Source organism: Bacteroides sp. BFG-637 (assembly GCF_024793605.1).
In the GTDB taxonomy this organism is placed as follows: Bacteria; Bacteroidota; Bacteroidia; order Bacteroidales; family Bacteroidaceae; genus Bacteroides; species Bacteroides vicugnae.
Genome location: NZ_JANUPD010000002.1, coordinates 6,416,532 through 6,434,652, shown reverse-complemented (window position 1 = coordinate 6,434,652; position 18,121 = coordinate 6,416,532). Strand labels below are relative to the sequence as shown.

Below are 18,121 nucleotides of genomic sequence, written 5' to 3'. Positions count from 1 at the left end.
ATGACCGGTAAGCTAATTATTTTCTCTGCTCCGTCGGGTTCGGGCAAATCTACTATTATCAATTATCTGCTGACGCGGAACTTGAATTTAGCGTTTTCAATTTCTGCTACCAGCCGTCCTCCGCGTGGAACGGAGCAGCATGGGGTTGAATATTTCTTCCTTACACCGGAAGAATTTCGCCAACGCATTGAGAACAACGAATTTCTGGAGTATGAGGAGGTGTATAAGGACCGTTATTACGGAACGCTGAAAGCGCAGGTAGAAAGGCAATTGGAAGCGGGTCAGAATGTGGTGTTTGACGTAGATGTGGTTGGCGGATGCAATATCAAGAAGTTTTATGGTGATCGTGCGTTGTCGGTGTTTATCCAGCCGCCTTCGGTGGAAGAATTACGCTGTCGGTTGGAAGGACGCGGAACGGATGCGCCGGAAGTGATTGAAAGTCGCATCGCTAAAGCGGAATATGAATTGGGTTTTGCTCCGCAATTCGATTGTGTGATTGTCAATGACGATTTGGAGGCTGCTAAAGCGGAAGCTTTGAAAGTAATCAAAGAGTTTCTGAATTTGTAGGAGAACTACTAGGGCGGGATGATACAAATGAAAAAACAGAAAACCGGAATCTTCAGCGGATCATTCAATCCGATTCACATCGGGCATCTTGCTTTAGCCAATTATCTTTGCGAGTGTGAAGGGTTGGATGAGATCTGGTTTATGGTGAGTCCGCAGAACCCTTTGAAAGCACAGGAGAAGTTATGGAATGATGAATTACGTCTCGAACTGGTAAAGTTGAGTATCAGTGGCTATCCTCGTTTTCAGGCTTCAGATTTTGAGTTTCATTTGCCTCGTCCCTCATATAGCGTATATACGTTGGAGAAACTGCGCGAGGCATTTCCCGACCGCGAGTTTTATTTCATTATCGGTTCCGATAATTGGGAACGTTTTGGATATTGGTATCAGTCCGAACGTATCATAAAAGAGAATCAGATTCTTATTTACCCCCGTCCCGGTTTTCCCGTCAAAGAAGAGGAATTGCCGGAAACGGTGCGTCTCGTTCATTCCCCTGTATTTGAAATCAGTTCTACTTTTATTCGAGAAGCACTGGATGCAGGGAAAGATGTTCGATACTTTGTGCATCCAAAGGTCTGGGAGACTATCAGTTTACTCTGTCAATCGATGAAGAGTAATAACGATGATTTCTGCCGGAGCGCCGACGCGAATCGGTAATTTGGAGGTTCCTATTCCGTTTGTTATAATCAAAGGTATTTTTGCAGAATTATATGCCAGTCCCGTGATGAAACGATTGCCATAGTGTGAGTTAAGTGCCGGGGCAACTCCGAATACACGGACTTGTCCGCCGTGGGTGTGTCCTGCCAGGGCAAGGTCGGTGTTAGCTACTGAAACGTCTTCGATATAATCCGGGGTGTGAACCAGTAAGATGACAAAATCTTTGGGAGAGAGTGCCAGAGTAGGCGATACTCCGTTGCGCCCCAGATCAAAAGGATTGCGCACTCCGGCGATAATGATTTGCTGCCCGTCTTTACGAAGCGTATCTACTTCATGTTCTAACGGACGCATTCCGTAGTGTTTCATTGTATTCACAATATCATCGTGGCAACGTTCGTAGTCGTTATTGCCCATTACTCCATAAGTTCCCATCGGTGTTTTTACGCGTGCCAGCGCAGAAAACAAAGGTTCCACATATTCACAACCTTCCTGATAGTCACCACCCATCAGAAGCACATCAGCCTTTTGAGCAATCAACAGGTGGACAAGGTCGTTCAGCCCTTTCTCTTTCAGCAGACTTTTGTAGTGTAAGTCGGAAATGAAAGCGATACGGAAACCTTCAAAGGCTTCGGGAACATCGCGGTGGGTAAAGTCATATTTTACTACACGATCCACTCCTGTATAGACAGAAGATACATTTACGTTGGAAGAAGTAATTTTTGTTCCCCGCAGTACCAGGTCTGACGATTCGTGTGTATCGGTAGAAGTCTTTTTCTTTGTATTCTGCTTTTTGTTTTTAGAAATATTCAGTTCTTTGAGTTGTGAGTGGTCGGGGGAGAATACCCCGGCTATGGCATTAGCCGTATCCGGATAAATAGAATCTGAATTTAAAACAGGGCGTGGCAAGGTAGCCACCATATTCTTTTTCGACTTACAGGAAACCAACAAAAGTAATGTCAACAGGATAACAGGGTAGATTATTTTTATTTTCTTCATCTTCTCTTAGTTTGAAGTTTTTCGGGGTGCAAAGATACGAAAAATCATGTATCTTTGTCCGTCAAAACTATTTATAATATATTAAAGTATGGAAGAAGTAAAGCGTAACTCGCTACAAGCATGGATATTAGCTGCACGTCCCAAAACGATGACAGGGGCCATAACCCCGGTTATGATCGGTACTGCTCTTGCTGCAATGGACGGACGTTTTCACTGGTTGCCTGCACTGATCTGCTGTCTGTTTGCAAGTCTGATGCAGATTGCCGCTAATTTCATCAATGACCTTTTCGACTTCCTCAAAGGAACAGACCGGGAAGACCGGTTAGGTCCCGAACGTGCTTGTGCGCAAGGATGGATTTCTCCGCAAGCGATGAAAACCGGGATTATTATTACGGTTGCTCTTGCCTGCCTTATCGGCTGTACGTTACTCTTTTTTGCCGGGTGGGAATTGATGATCGTAGGAGTGCTTTGTGTGTTATTTGCCTTTCTTTATACCACCGGTCCTTATCCTCTTTCTTACAACGGTTGGGGCGATGTATTGGTGATTGTCTTCTTCGGCTTTGTACCCGTAGGCGGAACATATTACGTACAGGCGCTAACTTGGACACCGGATGTCACTATTGCCTCTTTAATCTGCGGACTGCTTATCGATACCTTGTTGGTAGTCAATAATTATCGTGACCGCGAAGCGGATGCACGCAGTGGAAAAAGGACAGTGATCGTTCGTTTCGGCGAGAAATTCGGTCGCTATTTTTATTTGATGTTGGGGATTACTGCTTCTCTTCTCTGCCTGTGTTTCCTCCGTGAAGGTCATTTCTACGCCGCTTTTCTTCCACAACTTTATCTGATCCCTCATTTCCTTACCTGGAAACGGATGGTGAAAATATACAGCGGTAAAAAATTAAACAGCATATTAGGCGAGACTTCGCGTAATATGCTGCTTATGGGTATTCTTATTGCAATAGGAATGTTGATAAATTGAGAATTGAGAATTAAAAATTGAGAAATGGCTGCGCTTATAATGCTGTGCAATAGTATTATTTTTCAATTCTCAATTTTTAATTCTTAATTTTTCCCGTACATCTTTTCGTAGTAACCTTGATAATCTCCACTGGTAACTTCTTCCACCCAAGCTTGGTTGGCTAAATACCATTCGATTGTCTTTACGATGCCGACTTCGAATTTAGTTTCGGGATACCATCCTAAGGCATTTGTTATCTTGGTAGGGTCGATAGCATAACGTTGGTCGTGTCCCAGACGATCTTTGACGAAAGTAATCAGATCTTCGTTGATCCAGTCGATTGAAATATCGCCGTTTTCGTCTTTCACTTTCTTTTTGAGAACCTGACGATATTCGGGATTTTCTGCCATCAGACGGTGGATAGTCGAAATTGTCAGTTTCACGATTTCGAGGTTTGTCTTCTCGTTGTGTCCGCCAACGTTGTACACTTCTCCGTCTTGACCTTCACGCACAACGAGGTCGATTGCTTTGCAGTGGTCTTCCACATAAAGCCAGTCGCGCACATTGCTACCGTCACCGTAAACGGGAAGATGCTTTCCTTCGAGGATATTCTTGATAATCAACGGAATCAATTTTTCCGGGAAGTGGTACGGACCATAGTTGTTGGAGCAACGGGTAATCGTCACCGGCATTTTATAAGTGTCGTGGTAAGCCATTACCACCATGTCTGCACTTGTCTTAGAAGCACTGTACGGGCTGTGAGGGCAAAGCGGAGTTGTTTCTGTGAAATATCCTTCGGCTCCCAATGAACCATACACCTCATCGGTAGATACTTGATGATAGCGTACACCTTTTCTCCAAGTCGGATATCCTTGTTCGTCTTTCCCCATTACCCATGCACGGCGTGCACAATCCAGTAAGTTCTGTGTTCCGAGAATGTTGGTAATCAGAAACAGCTGCGGATTTTCAATGCTGCGGTCCACGTGGCTCTCGGCAGCGAAATTCACTACATAATCAAAACGATACTCAGCAAAAAGACCGTCTACCACATCGCGGTTGCAAATGTCTCCTTTGATAAAGACACAGCGTTCGTTGTCGATGTCTTTGGCAATCGTTCCTAAGTTACCTGCATACGTCAAAGCGTCCAATATCACGACTTTGATGTCGTTATGTTTGGCTAAGATGTACTTGATGTAATTTGCCCCGATAAATCCTGCGGCACCGGTCACTAGATAAGTTTTCATATTTTATTCTTTATGTTGATTTTAGGATTGTTTAGCCAATTCGATAAGGTACTTCCCATACTCGGTTTTTTCGAGTTTTTGACCCAGTAGAAGCAACTGTTCCGTCGGAATCCATCCCTGACGCCAGGCTATTTCTTCAATGCAGCTGACGTAGAAACCTTGCCGGTTCTGAATAGTGGCCACGAAGTTGGAAGCTTCCAGCAGACTGTCACAGTTACCCGTGTCGAGCCATGCAAATCCGCGTCCGAAAAGTTCCACTTTCAATGTACCTTCTTCCAGATACAGACGGTTCAGGTCTGTTATCTCATATTCTCCACGTGCTGAAGGACGAAGAGCCGCTGCTTTTTCTGTCACACTGGCATCGTAGAAATAAAGTCCCGGAACGGCATAATTGCTTTTCGGCACTTCCGGCTTTTCTTCCAGTGAAATCACTTTTCCCTGTTCGTCAAATTCCACTACACCATAAGCGCGTGGGTCTTTCACGTAGTAACCGAAGATACAGGCGCCCTTTTCTATATTGGCAGCCCGGCGGAGCATGGCGGAGAAGCCCTGTCCGTAAAACATATTATCCCCAAGAATCAGACAGCCCGGTTCGCCGTTCAGGAAATCGGCTCCCAATACGAAAGCCTGTGCCAGTCCGTTAGGTTGTTCCTGAATTTTATAGGAGAAAGACATACCCAGTTCCTCACCCGTTCCCAACAAGTCGCGGAACATCGGCAAATCGCGTGGAGTCGAAATAATCAACACTTCGCGTATTCCTGCCAACATAAGTGTTGACAACGGATAATAAATCATCGGCTTGTCATACACAGGCATGATTTGTTTGGAAATCGCTTTGGAGAGCGGATAAAGTCGGGTGGCACTACCACCGGCTAGAATAATTCCTTTCATGTTCGTCTGAGTTATTCATTAACAGTGTGCAAAGGTCGGAAAGAAATCTGAAAGGACAAAAATAATTTGCTAATATTTCAATATGGTAATGTGTCAATTAAGTGATAACTCAGCAAATTGGCACATTATCACATTATCATATTGGCACAGTATTACAACTTGTCCGCCAACTCGATGACTTCCAAGTCCTGAAAGGCCCCCTGATTGATAACAAAACGTACCAAAGTTCGCACCTTGTGGAAACCGGACATGCCGGCAGCTCCGGGATTAATATGTAGCATATCCAGCGTTTTATCATATTTCACCTTTAATATATGAGAATGTCCGCTGATAAAAAGTTTGGGCGGACGTGTCATCAGACTGCCGATGATGGAAGGGTCGTATTTCCCCGGATAACCGCCGATATGTTTAATCAGTACTTCTGCACCATCCACCGTGAAACGGTTTATTTGCGGATACAGCTTTCTGATTTCCTGCCCGTCAATGTTTCCATATACCGCCCGGAATGGACGGAAGGCGGCTAGCCTTTCCGCTACCTCCGGCGAACCGATGTCTCCGGCATGCCAAATTTCGTCACATGGTTCAAAATATTCCAGATATTTCTCGTCCCAGTAAGCGTGAGTATCAGATAATAATCCAATTCTTGTCATAAATTTCTTTGTTTAATCCCACAAAGATACTATATTTGGAAAAATCTTAAAGCACATGGAAAGCAAATATAATTATTTCAAGCGAGATATCAGTTGGCTCTCATTCAATTATCGCGTATTGTTGGAGGCTCTGGACGAGCGTCTGCCGCTCTACGAACGTATCAACTTCATCTCTATCTACTCTTCCAACCTCGAAGAATTCTACAAAATCCGGGTAGCCGATCATAAAGCAGTTGCCTCCGGTGCTACGGAAAGCGATGAAGAAACCGTACAATCCGCCCGTGAACTGGTAGAAGAAATCAATAAAGAAGTCACTCGCCAGTTGGATGACCGTGTACGCATTTATGAAGAGAAACTATTACCTGCCCTGCGCAAAAACCACATTATTTTTTATCAGGACAGCCATGTCGAACCGTTCCACCAGCAGTTTATTAAAGACTTTTTCCGGGAAGAAATCTTTCCCTACCTGCAACCTGTGCCTGTATCCAAAGATAAAATAGTCTCCTTCCTACGAGATAACCGACTTTATCTGGCGATACGAGTCTATCCGAAGAAAGAAGCAAAAGACGAAAGGAAAGAAGATAAAGAAAAAACAGAAGAATCTATTAACAAAGAAAAATATACAGAAGAACGCATAACTCGAAGAAAAAGTGATGGAGCAGATACAAATGTAACAGAATATCGGCAGCCCCTTTACTTCGTAATGAAGCAGCCCTACGCCAAAGTACCCCGTTTCATCGAACTTCCATCCCGCGAGAAAAATCATTACCTGATGTTTACCGAAGATATAATCAAGGCAAACCTCAACCTGATTTTCCCCGGTTACGACGTTGATTCCAGCTACTGCATCAAAATCTCCCGTGACGCTGACATATTGATTGACGACACCGCCAGCAGTGCCGACCTCGTTGCCCAACTCAAGAAGAAAGTGAAGAAACGCAAGATCGGTGACGTCTGCCGTTTCGTCTACGACCGTGGTATGCCTCATGACTTTCTGGACTTTCTGGTAGACGCCTTCCATATTCAGCGCGATGAACTTGTCCCCGGCGACAAGCACCTGAATCTTGAAGACCTGCGTCATCTTCCCAACCCGAACAAATCTCTTCACAGCCTCGAAAAACCGAAGCCAATGAAGCTGACTATCCTTGACGAAAAAGAATCCATCTTCAACCACGTCGCCAAGAAGGACCTGTTATTATATTACCCTTATCACTCTTTCGAGCACTTCATCCATTTCTTATATGAAGCCGTGCACAACCCGGAAACCCGTGAAATCATGGTAACCCAATACCGCGTAGCCGAAAACTCCGCCGTCATCAACACCCTGATAGCCGCCGCCCAAAACGGCAAGAAAGTCACTGTATTTGTGGAACTGAAAGCCCGTTTCGACGAAGAAAACAACCTTGCCACGGCCGAAATGATGCAAGCCGCCGGCATTAAAATAATATACAGCATACCCGGTCTGAAAGTACACGCCAAAGTAGCTCTTATCCGCCGCCGCGGACCGAATGGTGAAAAAATACCCAGCTACGCCTATATCAGCACCGGTAACTTTAATGAAAAGACCGCCACTCTCTACGCCGACTGTGGCCTTTTCACCTGCCGTCCGAAGATAGTGGCCGACCTCTATAACCTCTTCCGCACCCTGCAAGGCAAAGAAGACCCGAAGTTCACCACCCTTCTCGTCGCCCGCTTCAACCTCATCCCGGAGCTGAACCGCCTCATCGACCGTGAAATAGCCCTCGCCGATCAAGGCAAGCAAGGACGCATCATCCTCAAAATGAACGCCCTTCAAGACCCCACCATGATCGACCGCCTCTACGAAGCATCCGAACACGGCGTGCAAATCGACCTCATCGTTCGTGGAATCTGTTGCCTCATCCCCGGACAGTCATACAGTCGTAACATCCGTGTCACCCGTATTGTAGACAGTTTCCTCGAACACGCCCGTATCTGGTATTTCGGTAACGACGGCAAACCCAAAGTATTCATGGGCTCCCCCGACTGGATGCGTCGTAACCTCTACCGTCGCATCGAAGCCGTCACCCCCATTCTTTCCCCCGACCTGCGTGACGGCCTCATCGAAATGCTCAACATCCAGCTCTCCGACAACCAAAAAGCCTGTTGGGTAGACAACAACCTGCGAAACATCTTCAAAAAAGAACGCCCGGCACTCCCGCTGTACGAGCCCAATACACCTTCTATGACTGGCTAAACAAAACAAATAACTAACACCCCAACCAACTAACTGACTAACTAACTAACATAAGAATCCCATACCCGTGCCCCAAGCCCGGCAACCTGCAGCCCCCCGCACGCCTCTCCGGCCTACTTTTTTCTCCGTCAAGCGAGCTCCCGTAGCGGAGCGTCAAAAAGGGCAGACTGTTTGAGCGTAGCGAGTTTCTGCCCTTTAGCGCAGTGCAGGGAGCGAGTAGGAGAAAAAAGTCAGCCTTGAATTTTTCTTTGCTTCTTTCTTTTGTTTCAAGACAAAAGAAAGACGATTGTAATATAAATGTAACATATATGACACCTCCCTGCAACGTCAAATCCCGTCCTTTGCAGCCGGAAACAACATACACATATATTTATTATGGAGACTATTTATTTATGCATTATCATCTTCCTCTTTGTACTAGCTGTTTTCGATCTGATAGTCGGAGTCAGTAACGATGCAGTCAACTTTTTGAACTCGGCGGTAGGCGCCAAGGCCGCTTCGTTCAAAACCATCCTGTTCATAGCCGGCATCGGCATTTTCATCGGCGCCTCCCTGTCCAACGGAATGATGGACATCGCTCGTCACGGCATCTACCAACCAGAGCACTTCTACTTTGCCGAAATCATGTGCATTCTGCTAGCCGTCATGCTGACCGACGTAGTACTGTTGGACGTCTTTAACTCTATGGGGATGCCCACCTCCACCACCGTATCATTAGTCTTTGAGCTACTTGGAGGAACGTTCGCCCTTTCCCTCATCAAAGTACACAATAGCGACACCCTTGCTTTGGGAGACCTCATCAACACCGACAAAGCCCTCTCCGTCATTATGGCGATCTTCGTCTCCGTCGCTATCGCCTTCTTCTTCGGAATGCTTGTACAGTGGCTTGCCCGTGTGATCTTCACCTTCAACTATACGAAAAAGATGAAATACAGCATCGCCCTCTTTGGAGGAGTAGCCACTACTGCCATCATCTACTTCATGCTCATCAAAGGACTGAAAGACAGCTCCTTCCATGACTCCCGAAAACAAACACTGGATACAAGACAACACCCTGATGCTAATCACCGTTTTCTTTGTATTCTCCACCGTACTGATGCAAATCCTTCACTGGATGAAAATCAATGTTTTCAAAGTCGTCGTACTGATGGGAACCTTCGCCCTTGCCCTTGCTTTTGCCGGTAACGACCTTGTCAACTTTATCGGTGTTCCCCTCGCAGGTTTCTCCTCTTTTATGGACTATACCGCCAATGGAGCAGGAAATCCGAACGGCTTCCTGATGACCTCTTTGCTGGGCCCCGCTAAAACCCCGTGGTATTTTCTTATCGGAGCCGGAGCCGTCATGGTCTACGCCCTCTGCACCTCTAAAAAAGCACACGCCGTAATAAAAACATCTGTCGACCTTTCCCGTCAAGATGAAGGAGAAGAAGCATTCGGAAGCACCCCGATCGCCCGCACAGTAGTCCGCATCAGTATGACACTTGCCAACGGAATCTCCCGAATAATGCCGGACGGCAGCAAAAAATGGTTTGATTCCCGCTTCCGCAAAGACGAAGCAATCATAGCCGACGGAGCCGCTTTCGACCTTGTCCGCGCTTCTGTCAACCTGGTATTGGCCGGCCTGCTCATCGCCTTGGGAACCTCCCTGAAACTTCCCCTTTCCACCACTTACGTAACCTTTATGGTAGCTATGGGTACTTCCCTGGCCGACCGCGCCTGGGGGCGTGATTCAGCCGTTTACCGTATCACCGGCGTATTAAGCGTCATCGGAGGCTGGTTCATCACTGCCGGAGCCGCCTTCACCATCTGTTTCTTCGTAGCTCTCGTACTCCATTATGGAGGCAACATCTCAATCATCGCCCTCATCGGTATAGCTGTATTCATCTTGATCCGTAGTCAGGTGATGTACAAGAAACGCAAAGCGAAAGAACAAGGTAACGAAACGCTGAAACAACTGATGCAAGCCACAGACAGTACAGAAGCCCTGCAACTGATGCGTAAGCACACCCGCGAAGAACTTTCCAAAGTATTGGAATACGCAGAAACAAATTTCGAACTGACTGTCACTTCATTCCTTCATGAAAATCTGCGAGGATTACGTCGCGCCATGGGGTCCACTAAATTTGAGAAACAGCTCATCAAACAGATGAAACGTTCGGGCACCGTCGCTATGTGCCGTCTCGATAATAACACCGTACTCGAAAAAGGACTTTATTACTATCAAGGCAACGACTTCGCCAGCGAATTGGTCTACAGTATTTCCCGCCTCTGTGAACCTTGCCTCGAACATACCGACAACAATTTCAACCCATTGGATGCCATTCAGAAAGGCGAATTCAGCGATGTGACCGAAGATATCACCTATCTGATTCAGCAGTGTCGTAAGAAAATGGAAAACAACGAGTACAATGACCTCGAAGAAGAAATCCGTCGTGCCAACGACCTCAACGGACAACTTTCAGTATTGAAACGTAAGGAACTGCAACGTATTCAAAGCCAATCAGGAAGTATCCGGGTGAGCATGGTGTATCTCACGATGGTTCAGGAAGCACAGAACGTAGTCACTTACACCATCAATTTGATGAAAGTAAGCCGTAAATTCCAGATGGAAACAGAAATGCCGTAAGGACAAAAAAACAAGGATTGTCCACTGAAAAATGGACGAATCATAATCTGCAAGGAAAGGACTGTTTGATAGACCCTGTTTACATAAGTAAGGGGTGTCAAACAGTCCTTTCTTTTTCAGAAATAGGTTTAAAAAAAGCTCTACTCTTTAGTATTTGATCTGGTAAAATTGTATATTTATAGTCGATAAGATAATTGAGACGATTTTAGATGCAATGATATAAAAACGAAATGAATGAAATATCAGTTAGAAATAACCACTTTACTGGTTCCTGTCAATGTGCATCAACTGTTTGAGAAATGTGAATGGCCTGAACTAAACTGTTTTGACAGAGAAATGGTTGAAGGCTATTTCTCTGATTTGGTGAATGGCATTCAAACCGATGAGGCTTTGGACGATTGGACGCTGACCGTTGTCCTTTATATCGGCACTTATTTGGGAGCCAGCCATATCAGTATCTGGAAACATGGAATCACCGATACGGCAACTAAAGAAAAAGTGTTAACGATAGGTATACCTCTTCCTTGTAGTAAAACCGTCCGTTGGGGGGTGAAGAAGAAAGAACGTTTTACCGGTAAAACACCGGATGAAAGTTATAGGAGGAATAACAGGCTGCTTCCCGTCTACTTTGCAAAATATGATAATATGGAAACCTATATAGAAGATAATATTCGGATAGCCCTTTTGAACCTGTTTGAAGTCGGTTTTACCCTGAAAGGATATAAAGTAAAGAAGCGGTAATAGTAGCCAAATCGTAAAATAGAATCAATTTTAGTGGCATAGACAAGGGACTAACATAGCTATGTGCTACCGTAAAGAGTCGTCGATTATTGAATTTAGACTCTTTGCGGCAGCTCTGTTTTTCTACTTTTCTATGAAAGTGTTCAAAGAATGAGGTTGCAAGGTTACATTCAAATAGCGAGTACCTGATTTCACAGTAAGCTCTTTGGCTTCTTCGTTGAAATTACCGGCTATCACCACCTGTTTCTTTTGTGGAGTCATGACGATCATTACCGGCATCTTATCTCCTCTATCTTTATATGCCAGCACTTTCGAGCCGGGTGTTACATAATGGCTGTAATGTTTTACCGCATAATATTCGGGAGTGTAGGTCGCAGTCCCTGTCTTTGAATCCACATGAATCAAAGCATTCTGTTTCCATCCCCATTCGCTGAAACCTCCGTCGTACAAAATAGCATTCCAGAAAGTATATTCTTCACAACCATTACCCAGATAATGATTCACTAGTCCGAAAGTGTGTTCGGCTGCTTTCCAGTCGAAAGAGCCCCAACCACATTCGCTTTCCGTTTGCACGTACTTGTATTGCGGATATTTGGCGCGGAGTTTGGGTAAAATCTGTCCGCCTTCCCATTGGAAGCCGACCCCTTCTATTGTTTCCGGCATTCGTGGGTCGGAAAGCACCTGATCGATCACCTCATAACGGTTGGTGTTGATTGTTCCTAAATATAACTTTACTTCCGGATGCTGCTTTTTCAGAGTAGGAGCGAGGTACTCTGTATTGAAGCGGATAATACCTTCTGCCGTCCAGGCACAACCCGGATAGTTGGTGTAGCTCCATGACTCATTTTGGAACATAATCATGGAGATGGGGATGCCTTGTTCCTTGTAAGCATCGATGAATTTACAGAAATAGTTTGCATAGGTTTGCAGATAACGTGGATCCTGAATAAAGTAATCATTTACAGCCAACTGCTGTGGAAATACCTGTGTGTTCTTTTCTTTACTATCCTCATAAAGTGCTACATCAGACAGAGGCGACATCTGATTTTGATTACGGTCACTGCGAACTGAATAGTAGTGATTGATTTTCATCCAGGAAGGAGGCGACCATGGCGACATCCAGAAAGTCATATCCGGATTATACTGTTGTGCAGCTTTGATAAAAGGTATCAACGTTGTTTTATCCCGATTGATATTGAAATGCTTCAATTGGAAGTCACCGGATACTTCATCGCAACTGTACCAGTCGCGGGCGTAGTCGTTGGCATTCATGGAGAAGCGTCCCATGGTAAACTTCAGATCTCCTCCGGGAGCAAACAACTGTTGAAGAACAATCTCCTGTTGCTTCCGTGGAAGCATGTTGAGTGCATCCCATCCGAGTTCATTAAAGCATGTTCCCCAAGCTTTGAAGACAGTTCCATTCTCCGAACCGTTGACCTCGAGTAGGGGAGTGCGCCCGGTATTTGTCTGCAACTTGACTTTAGACTGTTGCCATGTGTTATTTTCCGTACTGCTAATCCATTCATAGGATTGCGCACTCATAGTCCCCATTGACAGCACAATGGATAAACTACTTAATAAGGTGGTTTTCTTAATCATGTTTCTCCTGTTCTTATATTTTTATATTACTGTTTAAACAATCTCATGCAGTACATTCAACTGTGTATCCTTAATCAAGATTGATTTATTAATAAGTCTCTATGACAATAGCCGCTTCCGGTAATCCTTCTGCTGAAACAGTAAGAGTGATCGTCCCTTTTTCTGCATTTGGCTGAACGATAGCAATTGCTTTTCCCCGAAACGTTTTCGGCTTTAAGGAACGAAAGCTTTTCATATCATCCGCACTTCCATTACCTGCGGCAATGACGGACCCTTTTCCGGTAGATTTAATTTCCAAAGGAATGGAACAGTCAGGTATTAACTTTCCATCTTTATCCAATATTTCAACCTTTATATATGAAAGGTCATTTTTATCTGCCTTTATTTTCATACGATCGGCTGTCAAATGTATCATTGCCGGAATTCCGGTTGTGTAAAGTTCAGTCGATGTCGTTTCTTTCTTTCCCTTCAAGTTGACAGCCTTCAGTTGTCCCGGTTCATAGGGAACCTCGAAAGAAGCCGTATAGGTATCGGGATTGACTTCTTTTTCTCCCAATAACCTGTCATTCAAATAAAGTCTTACTTTAGGGGAACGACTATACACATGTACTGCCATCGTTTTGCCTTCGTATCCTTTCCAGTTCCAACTAAGGAATTCGTTTTTCCATCCCCAGTAGTTGATATCTTCTCTTTTCCCTTTGGCTACGGGAGGTTGTACTGCTAATGAAATATCACGTCTTTTCCAAAGAATGTCGCGATAATAAGATTGCGGTTTCTTGTCTCCGCAGAAGTCAATGTCACCACACCATGCATTATACCACGGCCATCCCATAAACTGCGGACTGTGTTCTCCCGGAGCAAGTTCGAGAGTATGTGCCAGACCGGCTTCACCCAAATAGTCGAGGGCAGTCCAGACAAAATCTCCAATCAGATAGGAATTCTTGTCGATCAGGTTCCAGTTCTGTGCTGCTTCTTTGGGCACCGATTCACTGCCGTACATAATCCGTTGCGGGAATCGTGCGTGATCTTTTTCATATTCCTTCCATTGATAATTGTAACCGGAGATATCCAGGTTCCGGAAAGCCCTTTCCGAATCCTTCTCCCAACTGAAATCTCTTCTGTCCCAAAACGAGTTAACAGCGGCGGTAGTGGCGCGGCTTGTATCATATCGGTGAATGGTTGCAATTAGTTTCCGGGCTATGATCTCTCCAGTGGGTTCGTCGGCGCGTTCAGCTATTTCATTGCCAATACTCCACATGATAATAGAAGGATGGTTTCTGTCTCTGCGCACCATGGTAGCTATATCGTGTTCACTCCATTCATCGAAGAATTGGTGATAATCTTGCGGGCGTTTTGCTTGTTGCCATTGATCGAATACTTCATCAATCACTAGCAATCCCAGTCGGTCACATGCCTGTAGAAAATATTCCGACGGTAAGTTGTGCGAGCATCTGACTGCATTGAAACCATTTGCTTTCATTAGCTCTACTTTGCGTTCTTCTGCCCTGTTGATAGCTACGGCACCTAATAAACCATTGTCATGATGCAAACAACCACCTTTTAATTTCAGCGGTTTCCCATTTAATAGAAATCCTTTTTCTGCGGAGAATTCGACGGTTCGTATTCCGAAAGGAACGGTTATTTCATCAGATAGCTTCTTAGATTTCAAGGATAGATGTGCGGTATATAAACTAGGAGTATCTACCGACCATAATTCCGGCTTTTTTATATCAAAAGTGAGGGAAATGGGGATATTGGTTTCACCGGATATATTGACTGGTTGAGTAGTGGAATAAACCTCTTCCCCTTGTGGAGAAAATATCTGAATCTTCAGATGGGCGGTCACTTTTTCTTTGCCGGAGTTATGTAGAATGGAGTGAAGATCAACCGTCGCTTTTTTACCTTCTACTTTGGAAGCATCTATAAAAGTGTCCCATTCGTCCAAATGTACTTTGTCCGTTTTCATTAGCCATACGTGCCGGTAAATGCCGGAACCGGCATACCACCGACTGTTCAGACCTTCATTCACCACTTTGACGGCTATTATATTCCGAATGCCGGGAGCGTTGCAGTATGGATGGATGTCGATTTTGAAAGGGATATATCCATAAGGATTAAAACAGGCTTTCTGCCCGTTTATCCAGACTTCTGTTTGGTTATAAGCTCCTTCAAAATAAAGGGAAATAATCTTATTGGCATCTTCCAACTGTATGGTGAATTCTTTTCTATACCATCCTTCACCTCCTACGGTTTGTCCGGTATCTGCCCCGCCTACGCTCATGCGTGAAAAAGGACCGATTGTTATACCTTCTCTTTGTACGGGCACAGGATCCATGCTCCAGTCATGAGGTAAATCGAGTATCCTCCATTGAGCGTCCTTGAAAGATGTCTGTTCGGCATTGGCAATGCAACCCCGGTAAAACTTCCAGTTCTCATTTATGCTGACTTTACGTTCCGATGCGGAACTTTCAGCAATAAAGCAGGGTATTAACACTAAAAGAGCGAGTAGCCTTACAGAAGATTCGAAGTAGTTATTCATCATTTCCTATTCTTTGTTTAATAATGGGCAAAGATAGGAGCGTGACAGGTGATGTGAGGAATAGAAATGTAACAAGATGCTGCAACAAATGTATCAAACTTCCTTTTCATAGGGATTAAACTTGCTTGTTCCGGCAGGAAAACGTATCTTTGTTAGTAAGAAAACTATAACCGCAAGTTCTGATTATAAAACCGGAACTTTTGATTATGTAATCAGAAGTTTCAGTTATAAAACCGGAACTTGCGGTTTTAGTTTGCCCTAAGGGAAAAATAACTTTTCCTTTAGGGGAGAACAAGTTTTCTACCTATAGCGAGTAAGTTTTCTATTAGTAATCAATATTTCAAATAAACTTTAGTATTATGGCAATGTATATAATGGAAGAAATGCCCGATATTCATGGAACGGGCGAACAGGTACTTTATCCGCGGTTTGCAATGATGGAACAGGTATCTACCGAGGATTTGATACGTCAGATAGCATCCAGCAGTGGTTTTAACGTCGGAGATGTGGAAGGCGTAATTACACAGATAGGTATTGAGATGGCACATCAGATGGCAGAAGGCAAGTCTGTGAAGCTGGATGGCATCGGAACATTCTCTCCTTCGTTGGCGTTATGCAAAGATAAAGAACGCGAAAAGGCCGGAGAGGGTGAAACCCATCGTAACGCACGAAGCATTGTGGTGGGAAACGTGAACTTTCGTGTAGACAGGAAGATGATGAGGCGTATCAATGGAAGATGTCTGCTGGAAAGGGCTCCGTGGAAGTCGCAACGTTCTTCACAGAAGTATACACCGGAGCAACGACTTGCATTGGCTGTTAGATATCTGGAGGAACATCCTTTTCTGACGGTCTACGAATACCGGAAACTGACAGGTTTGCTGCGTACAGCGGCTACCAATGAATTACGCCAGTGGGCGTATACACCCGGTTCCGGCATCGGGATTGATGGCAGAGGAACACATCGGGTGTATATAAAGAAAACATAATTCATTATATTTGTATGATGATATGTTGAGATTTGGAATAAAGAGCATTGGGGGGAATTGCGGTGAGGGCGCTTTTCTTCAGGGACATGCTTGAGTGATAACTAAAATTAATAAAAATGGGGAATTTGATTTCATTTATGAAGGAAGTAGCTGAAGGGCTTCGAAAAAGTGGGAACTATGGAACTGCTCATGTTTACAGGAGTAGCATGAATGCTATCATTGCATTTAACGGGAGCAGGAATCTGCCATTCAAGAAAGTGAATCAGGAGTTTCTTAAAAGTTTTGAAACGTATTTGCGGGAAAAGGAGTGTAGCTGGAACACGGTTTCAACCTATATGCGTACGTTGAGAGCGGTATACAACCGTGCGGTCGACCGTCGGATGGCGTCTTATATACCGCATCATTTCCGGTATGTCTATACAGGGACGCGTGCCGATAGGAAGCGTGCACTGGAAAAGGAGGATATGGAACGGCTGATGAAAGAGCTTCCCAAACAAATTCATCAGGGAAGAGGAGAATTGCAACGTACGCGCGCGTACTTTTTCTTAATGTTCATGCTTCGTGGTATGCCGTTCGTAGATCTTGCGTATCTTAAAAAGCAGGATATAGTGGGGAATGTACTCACTTATCGTCGTAGAAAAACCGGAAGGCTTCTGACCGTGACGCTTCTGCCGGAAACTATGAAACTGATGAAAAAGTATATGAACACCGATTCTGCTTCTCCTTATCTTTTTCCCATACTGACTGGCAGAGAGAGTACGGAAGCTACCTACAGAGAATATCAGATAGCTTTGCGTAATTTTAACTATCAACTTCTGTTGCTGAAACAAGTACTTGCATTGACTTCTGATTTAAGCTCGTATACGGCTCGGCATACCTGGGCTACAATGGCATATTATTGCGAGATACATCCAGGCATTATTTCAGAGGCGATGGGGCATTCATCCATTATTGTCACAGAGACTTATCTAAAACCTTTTAAGAATAAGAAAATAGATGGAAGCGAATGTGACGATTCTGTCTTCGCTGAAAAGGATCTATGCTTGTGGCAAGTAGCTGATTTTTAGTGCTGTTACTTTGTAGGTAACGGGAAGAAAAGACGCTGCAAATATGAGCATATTTCTTAAAACATCCAAACAAAATCGTACATTTTTTCTAATAAACTACTCAAAATAGGAATAAACACAGAAGAACACGTGGATTCTTTGTCTTAGAACTTTGTTAACGTCTAAATTTTGCAATAGATTTCCCGCCCCTCTACTTTTTCTCATAAGCAGGGGTAAGAAGATTCGTCATATATCGTATTATTTTCTAGTATAGACTACTCCAAAAGAGCAGGCACAAGGGTTTTCCCGTTACCTACAAAGTAACGGGAAGAGGGGGAGTGAAGCGAAATAAATCATGAATTAGTACAAACAAATTTTTTATTTATTAATTGTATAACATTTAATT

General features: G+C 44.4%; 11 protein-coding genes and 3 pseudogenes. 8 read left to right on the top strand and 6 right to left on the bottom strand.

The features are described 5' to 3' along the window. A complete protein-coding gene (gmk, locus tag NXX38_RS25445) occupies positions 1-567 on the top strand; it encodes a guanylate kinase (RefSeq protein WP_234133018.1) in 567 nt (188 codons plus the stop codon). 18 nt (positions 568-585) lie between these two features. Continuing rightward, complete coding sequence (gene nadD / locus NXX38_RS25440) at positions 586-1,221, top strand: nicotinate (nicotinamide) nucleotide adenylyltransferase (RefSeq protein WP_258981587.1); 636 nt, start codon at positions 586-588, stop codon at positions 1,219-1,221. Here nadD and NXX38_RS25435 read toward each other — a convergent pair. Next, positions 1,156-2,217, bottom strand: coding sequence for a metallophosphoesterase (locus tag NXX38_RS25435; protein WP_258981585.1), 1,062 nt, complete (start codon positions 2,215-2,217; stop codon positions 1,156-1,158). The two genes, nadD and NXX38_RS25435, sit on opposite strands and share 66 nt — an antisense overlap. Positions 2,218-2,305: 88 nt before the next feature. Between NXX38_RS25435 and NXX38_RS25430 the strand changes: the two genes are divergently transcribed. Beyond that, a complete protein-coding gene (locus NXX38_RS25430) occupies positions 2,306-3,199 on the top strand; it encodes a 1,4-dihydroxy-2-naphthoate polyprenyltransferase (RefSeq protein ID WP_258981583.1) in 894 nt (297 codons plus the stop codon). Between the two features lie 83 nt (positions 3,200-3,282). Here the strand turns inward: NXX38_RS25430 and rfbB are convergent, their stop codons facing one another. The 3 genes from rfbB to NXX38_RS25415 all read right to left on the bottom strand — a co-directional run bounded on the left by rfbB (position 3,283) and on the right by NXX38_RS25415 (position 5,963). Then, the gene (gene rfbB, locus NXX38_RS25425; RefSeq protein WP_148365049.1) at positions 3,283-4,422 is read right to left on the bottom strand and encodes a dTDP-glucose 4,6-dehydratase; all 1,140 of its coding nucleotides are present in this window, start codon (positions 4,420-4,422) and stop codon (positions 3,283-3,285) included. 21 nt (positions 4,423-4,443) lie between these two features. After that, entirely contained in the window at positions 4,444-5,313 is an 870-nt protein-coding gene (gene rfbA / locus NXX38_RS25420; RefSeq protein WP_074559082.1) for a glucose-1-phosphate thymidylyltransferase RfbA, read from the bottom strand. A gap of 152 nt (positions 5,314-5,465) precedes the next feature. Then, complete coding sequence (locus NXX38_RS25415; RefSeq protein WP_148365048.1) at positions 5,466-5,963, bottom strand: metallophosphoesterase; 498 nt, start codon at positions 5,961-5,963, stop codon at positions 5,466-5,468. A 55-nt stretch (positions 5,964-6,018) separates the two neighbouring features. Between NXX38_RS25415 and ppk1 the strand changes: the two are divergent. The 3 genes and pseudogenes from ppk1 to imm9 all read left to right on the top strand — a co-directional run bounded on the left by ppk1 (position 6,019) and on the right by imm9 (position 11,545). Then, a pseudogene (ppk1, locus tag NXX38_RS25410) lies at positions 6,019-8,195 on the top strand (polyphosphate kinase 1). 358 nt (positions 8,196-8,553) lie between these two features. Then, positions 8,554-10,804: pseudogene (locus NXX38_RS25405) on the top strand (anion permease). A 234-nt stretch (positions 10,805-11,038) separates the two neighbouring features. Next, the gene (imm9, locus tag NXX38_RS25400) at positions 11,039-11,545 is read left to right on the top strand and encodes an Imm9 family immunity protein (protein WP_148365045.1); all 507 of its coding nucleotides are present in this window, start codon (positions 11,039-11,041) and stop codon (positions 11,543-11,545) included. 123 nt (positions 11,546-11,668) lie between these two features. Here imm9 and NXX38_RS25395 read toward each other — a convergent pair whose 3' ends face one another. After that, positions 11,669-13,144 carry a beta-glycosidase gene (locus tag NXX38_RS25395; protein WP_258981577.1) on the bottom strand — a complete coding sequence of 492 codons (1,476 nt, stop codon included), beginning with the start codon at positions 13,142-13,144 and terminating at the stop codon, positions 11,669-11,671. 88 nt (positions 13,145-13,232) lie between these two features. Beyond that, the gene (locus NXX38_RS25390; protein ID WP_258981576.1) at positions 13,233-15,686 is read right to left on the bottom strand and encodes a glycoside hydrolase family 2 TIM barrel-domain containing protein; all 2,454 of its coding nucleotides are present in this window, start codon (positions 15,684-15,686) and stop codon (positions 13,233-13,235) included. Positions 15,687-16,042: 356 nt separating this feature from the next. Here NXX38_RS25390 and NXX38_RS25385 point away from each other — a divergent pair, with 356 nt between their 5' ends. Next, positions 16,043-16,669 (top strand): HU family DNA-binding protein, encoded by a 627-nt coding sequence (locus NXX38_RS25385; RefSeq protein WP_148365042.1) that lies wholly within the window; start codon positions 16,043-16,045, stop codon positions 16,667-16,669. A gap of 116 nt (positions 16,670-16,785) precedes the next feature. After that, positions 16,786-17,725: pseudogene (locus NXX38_RS25380) on the top strand (tyrosine-type recombinase/integrase). Positions 17,726-18,121: the final 396 nt, after the last annotated feature.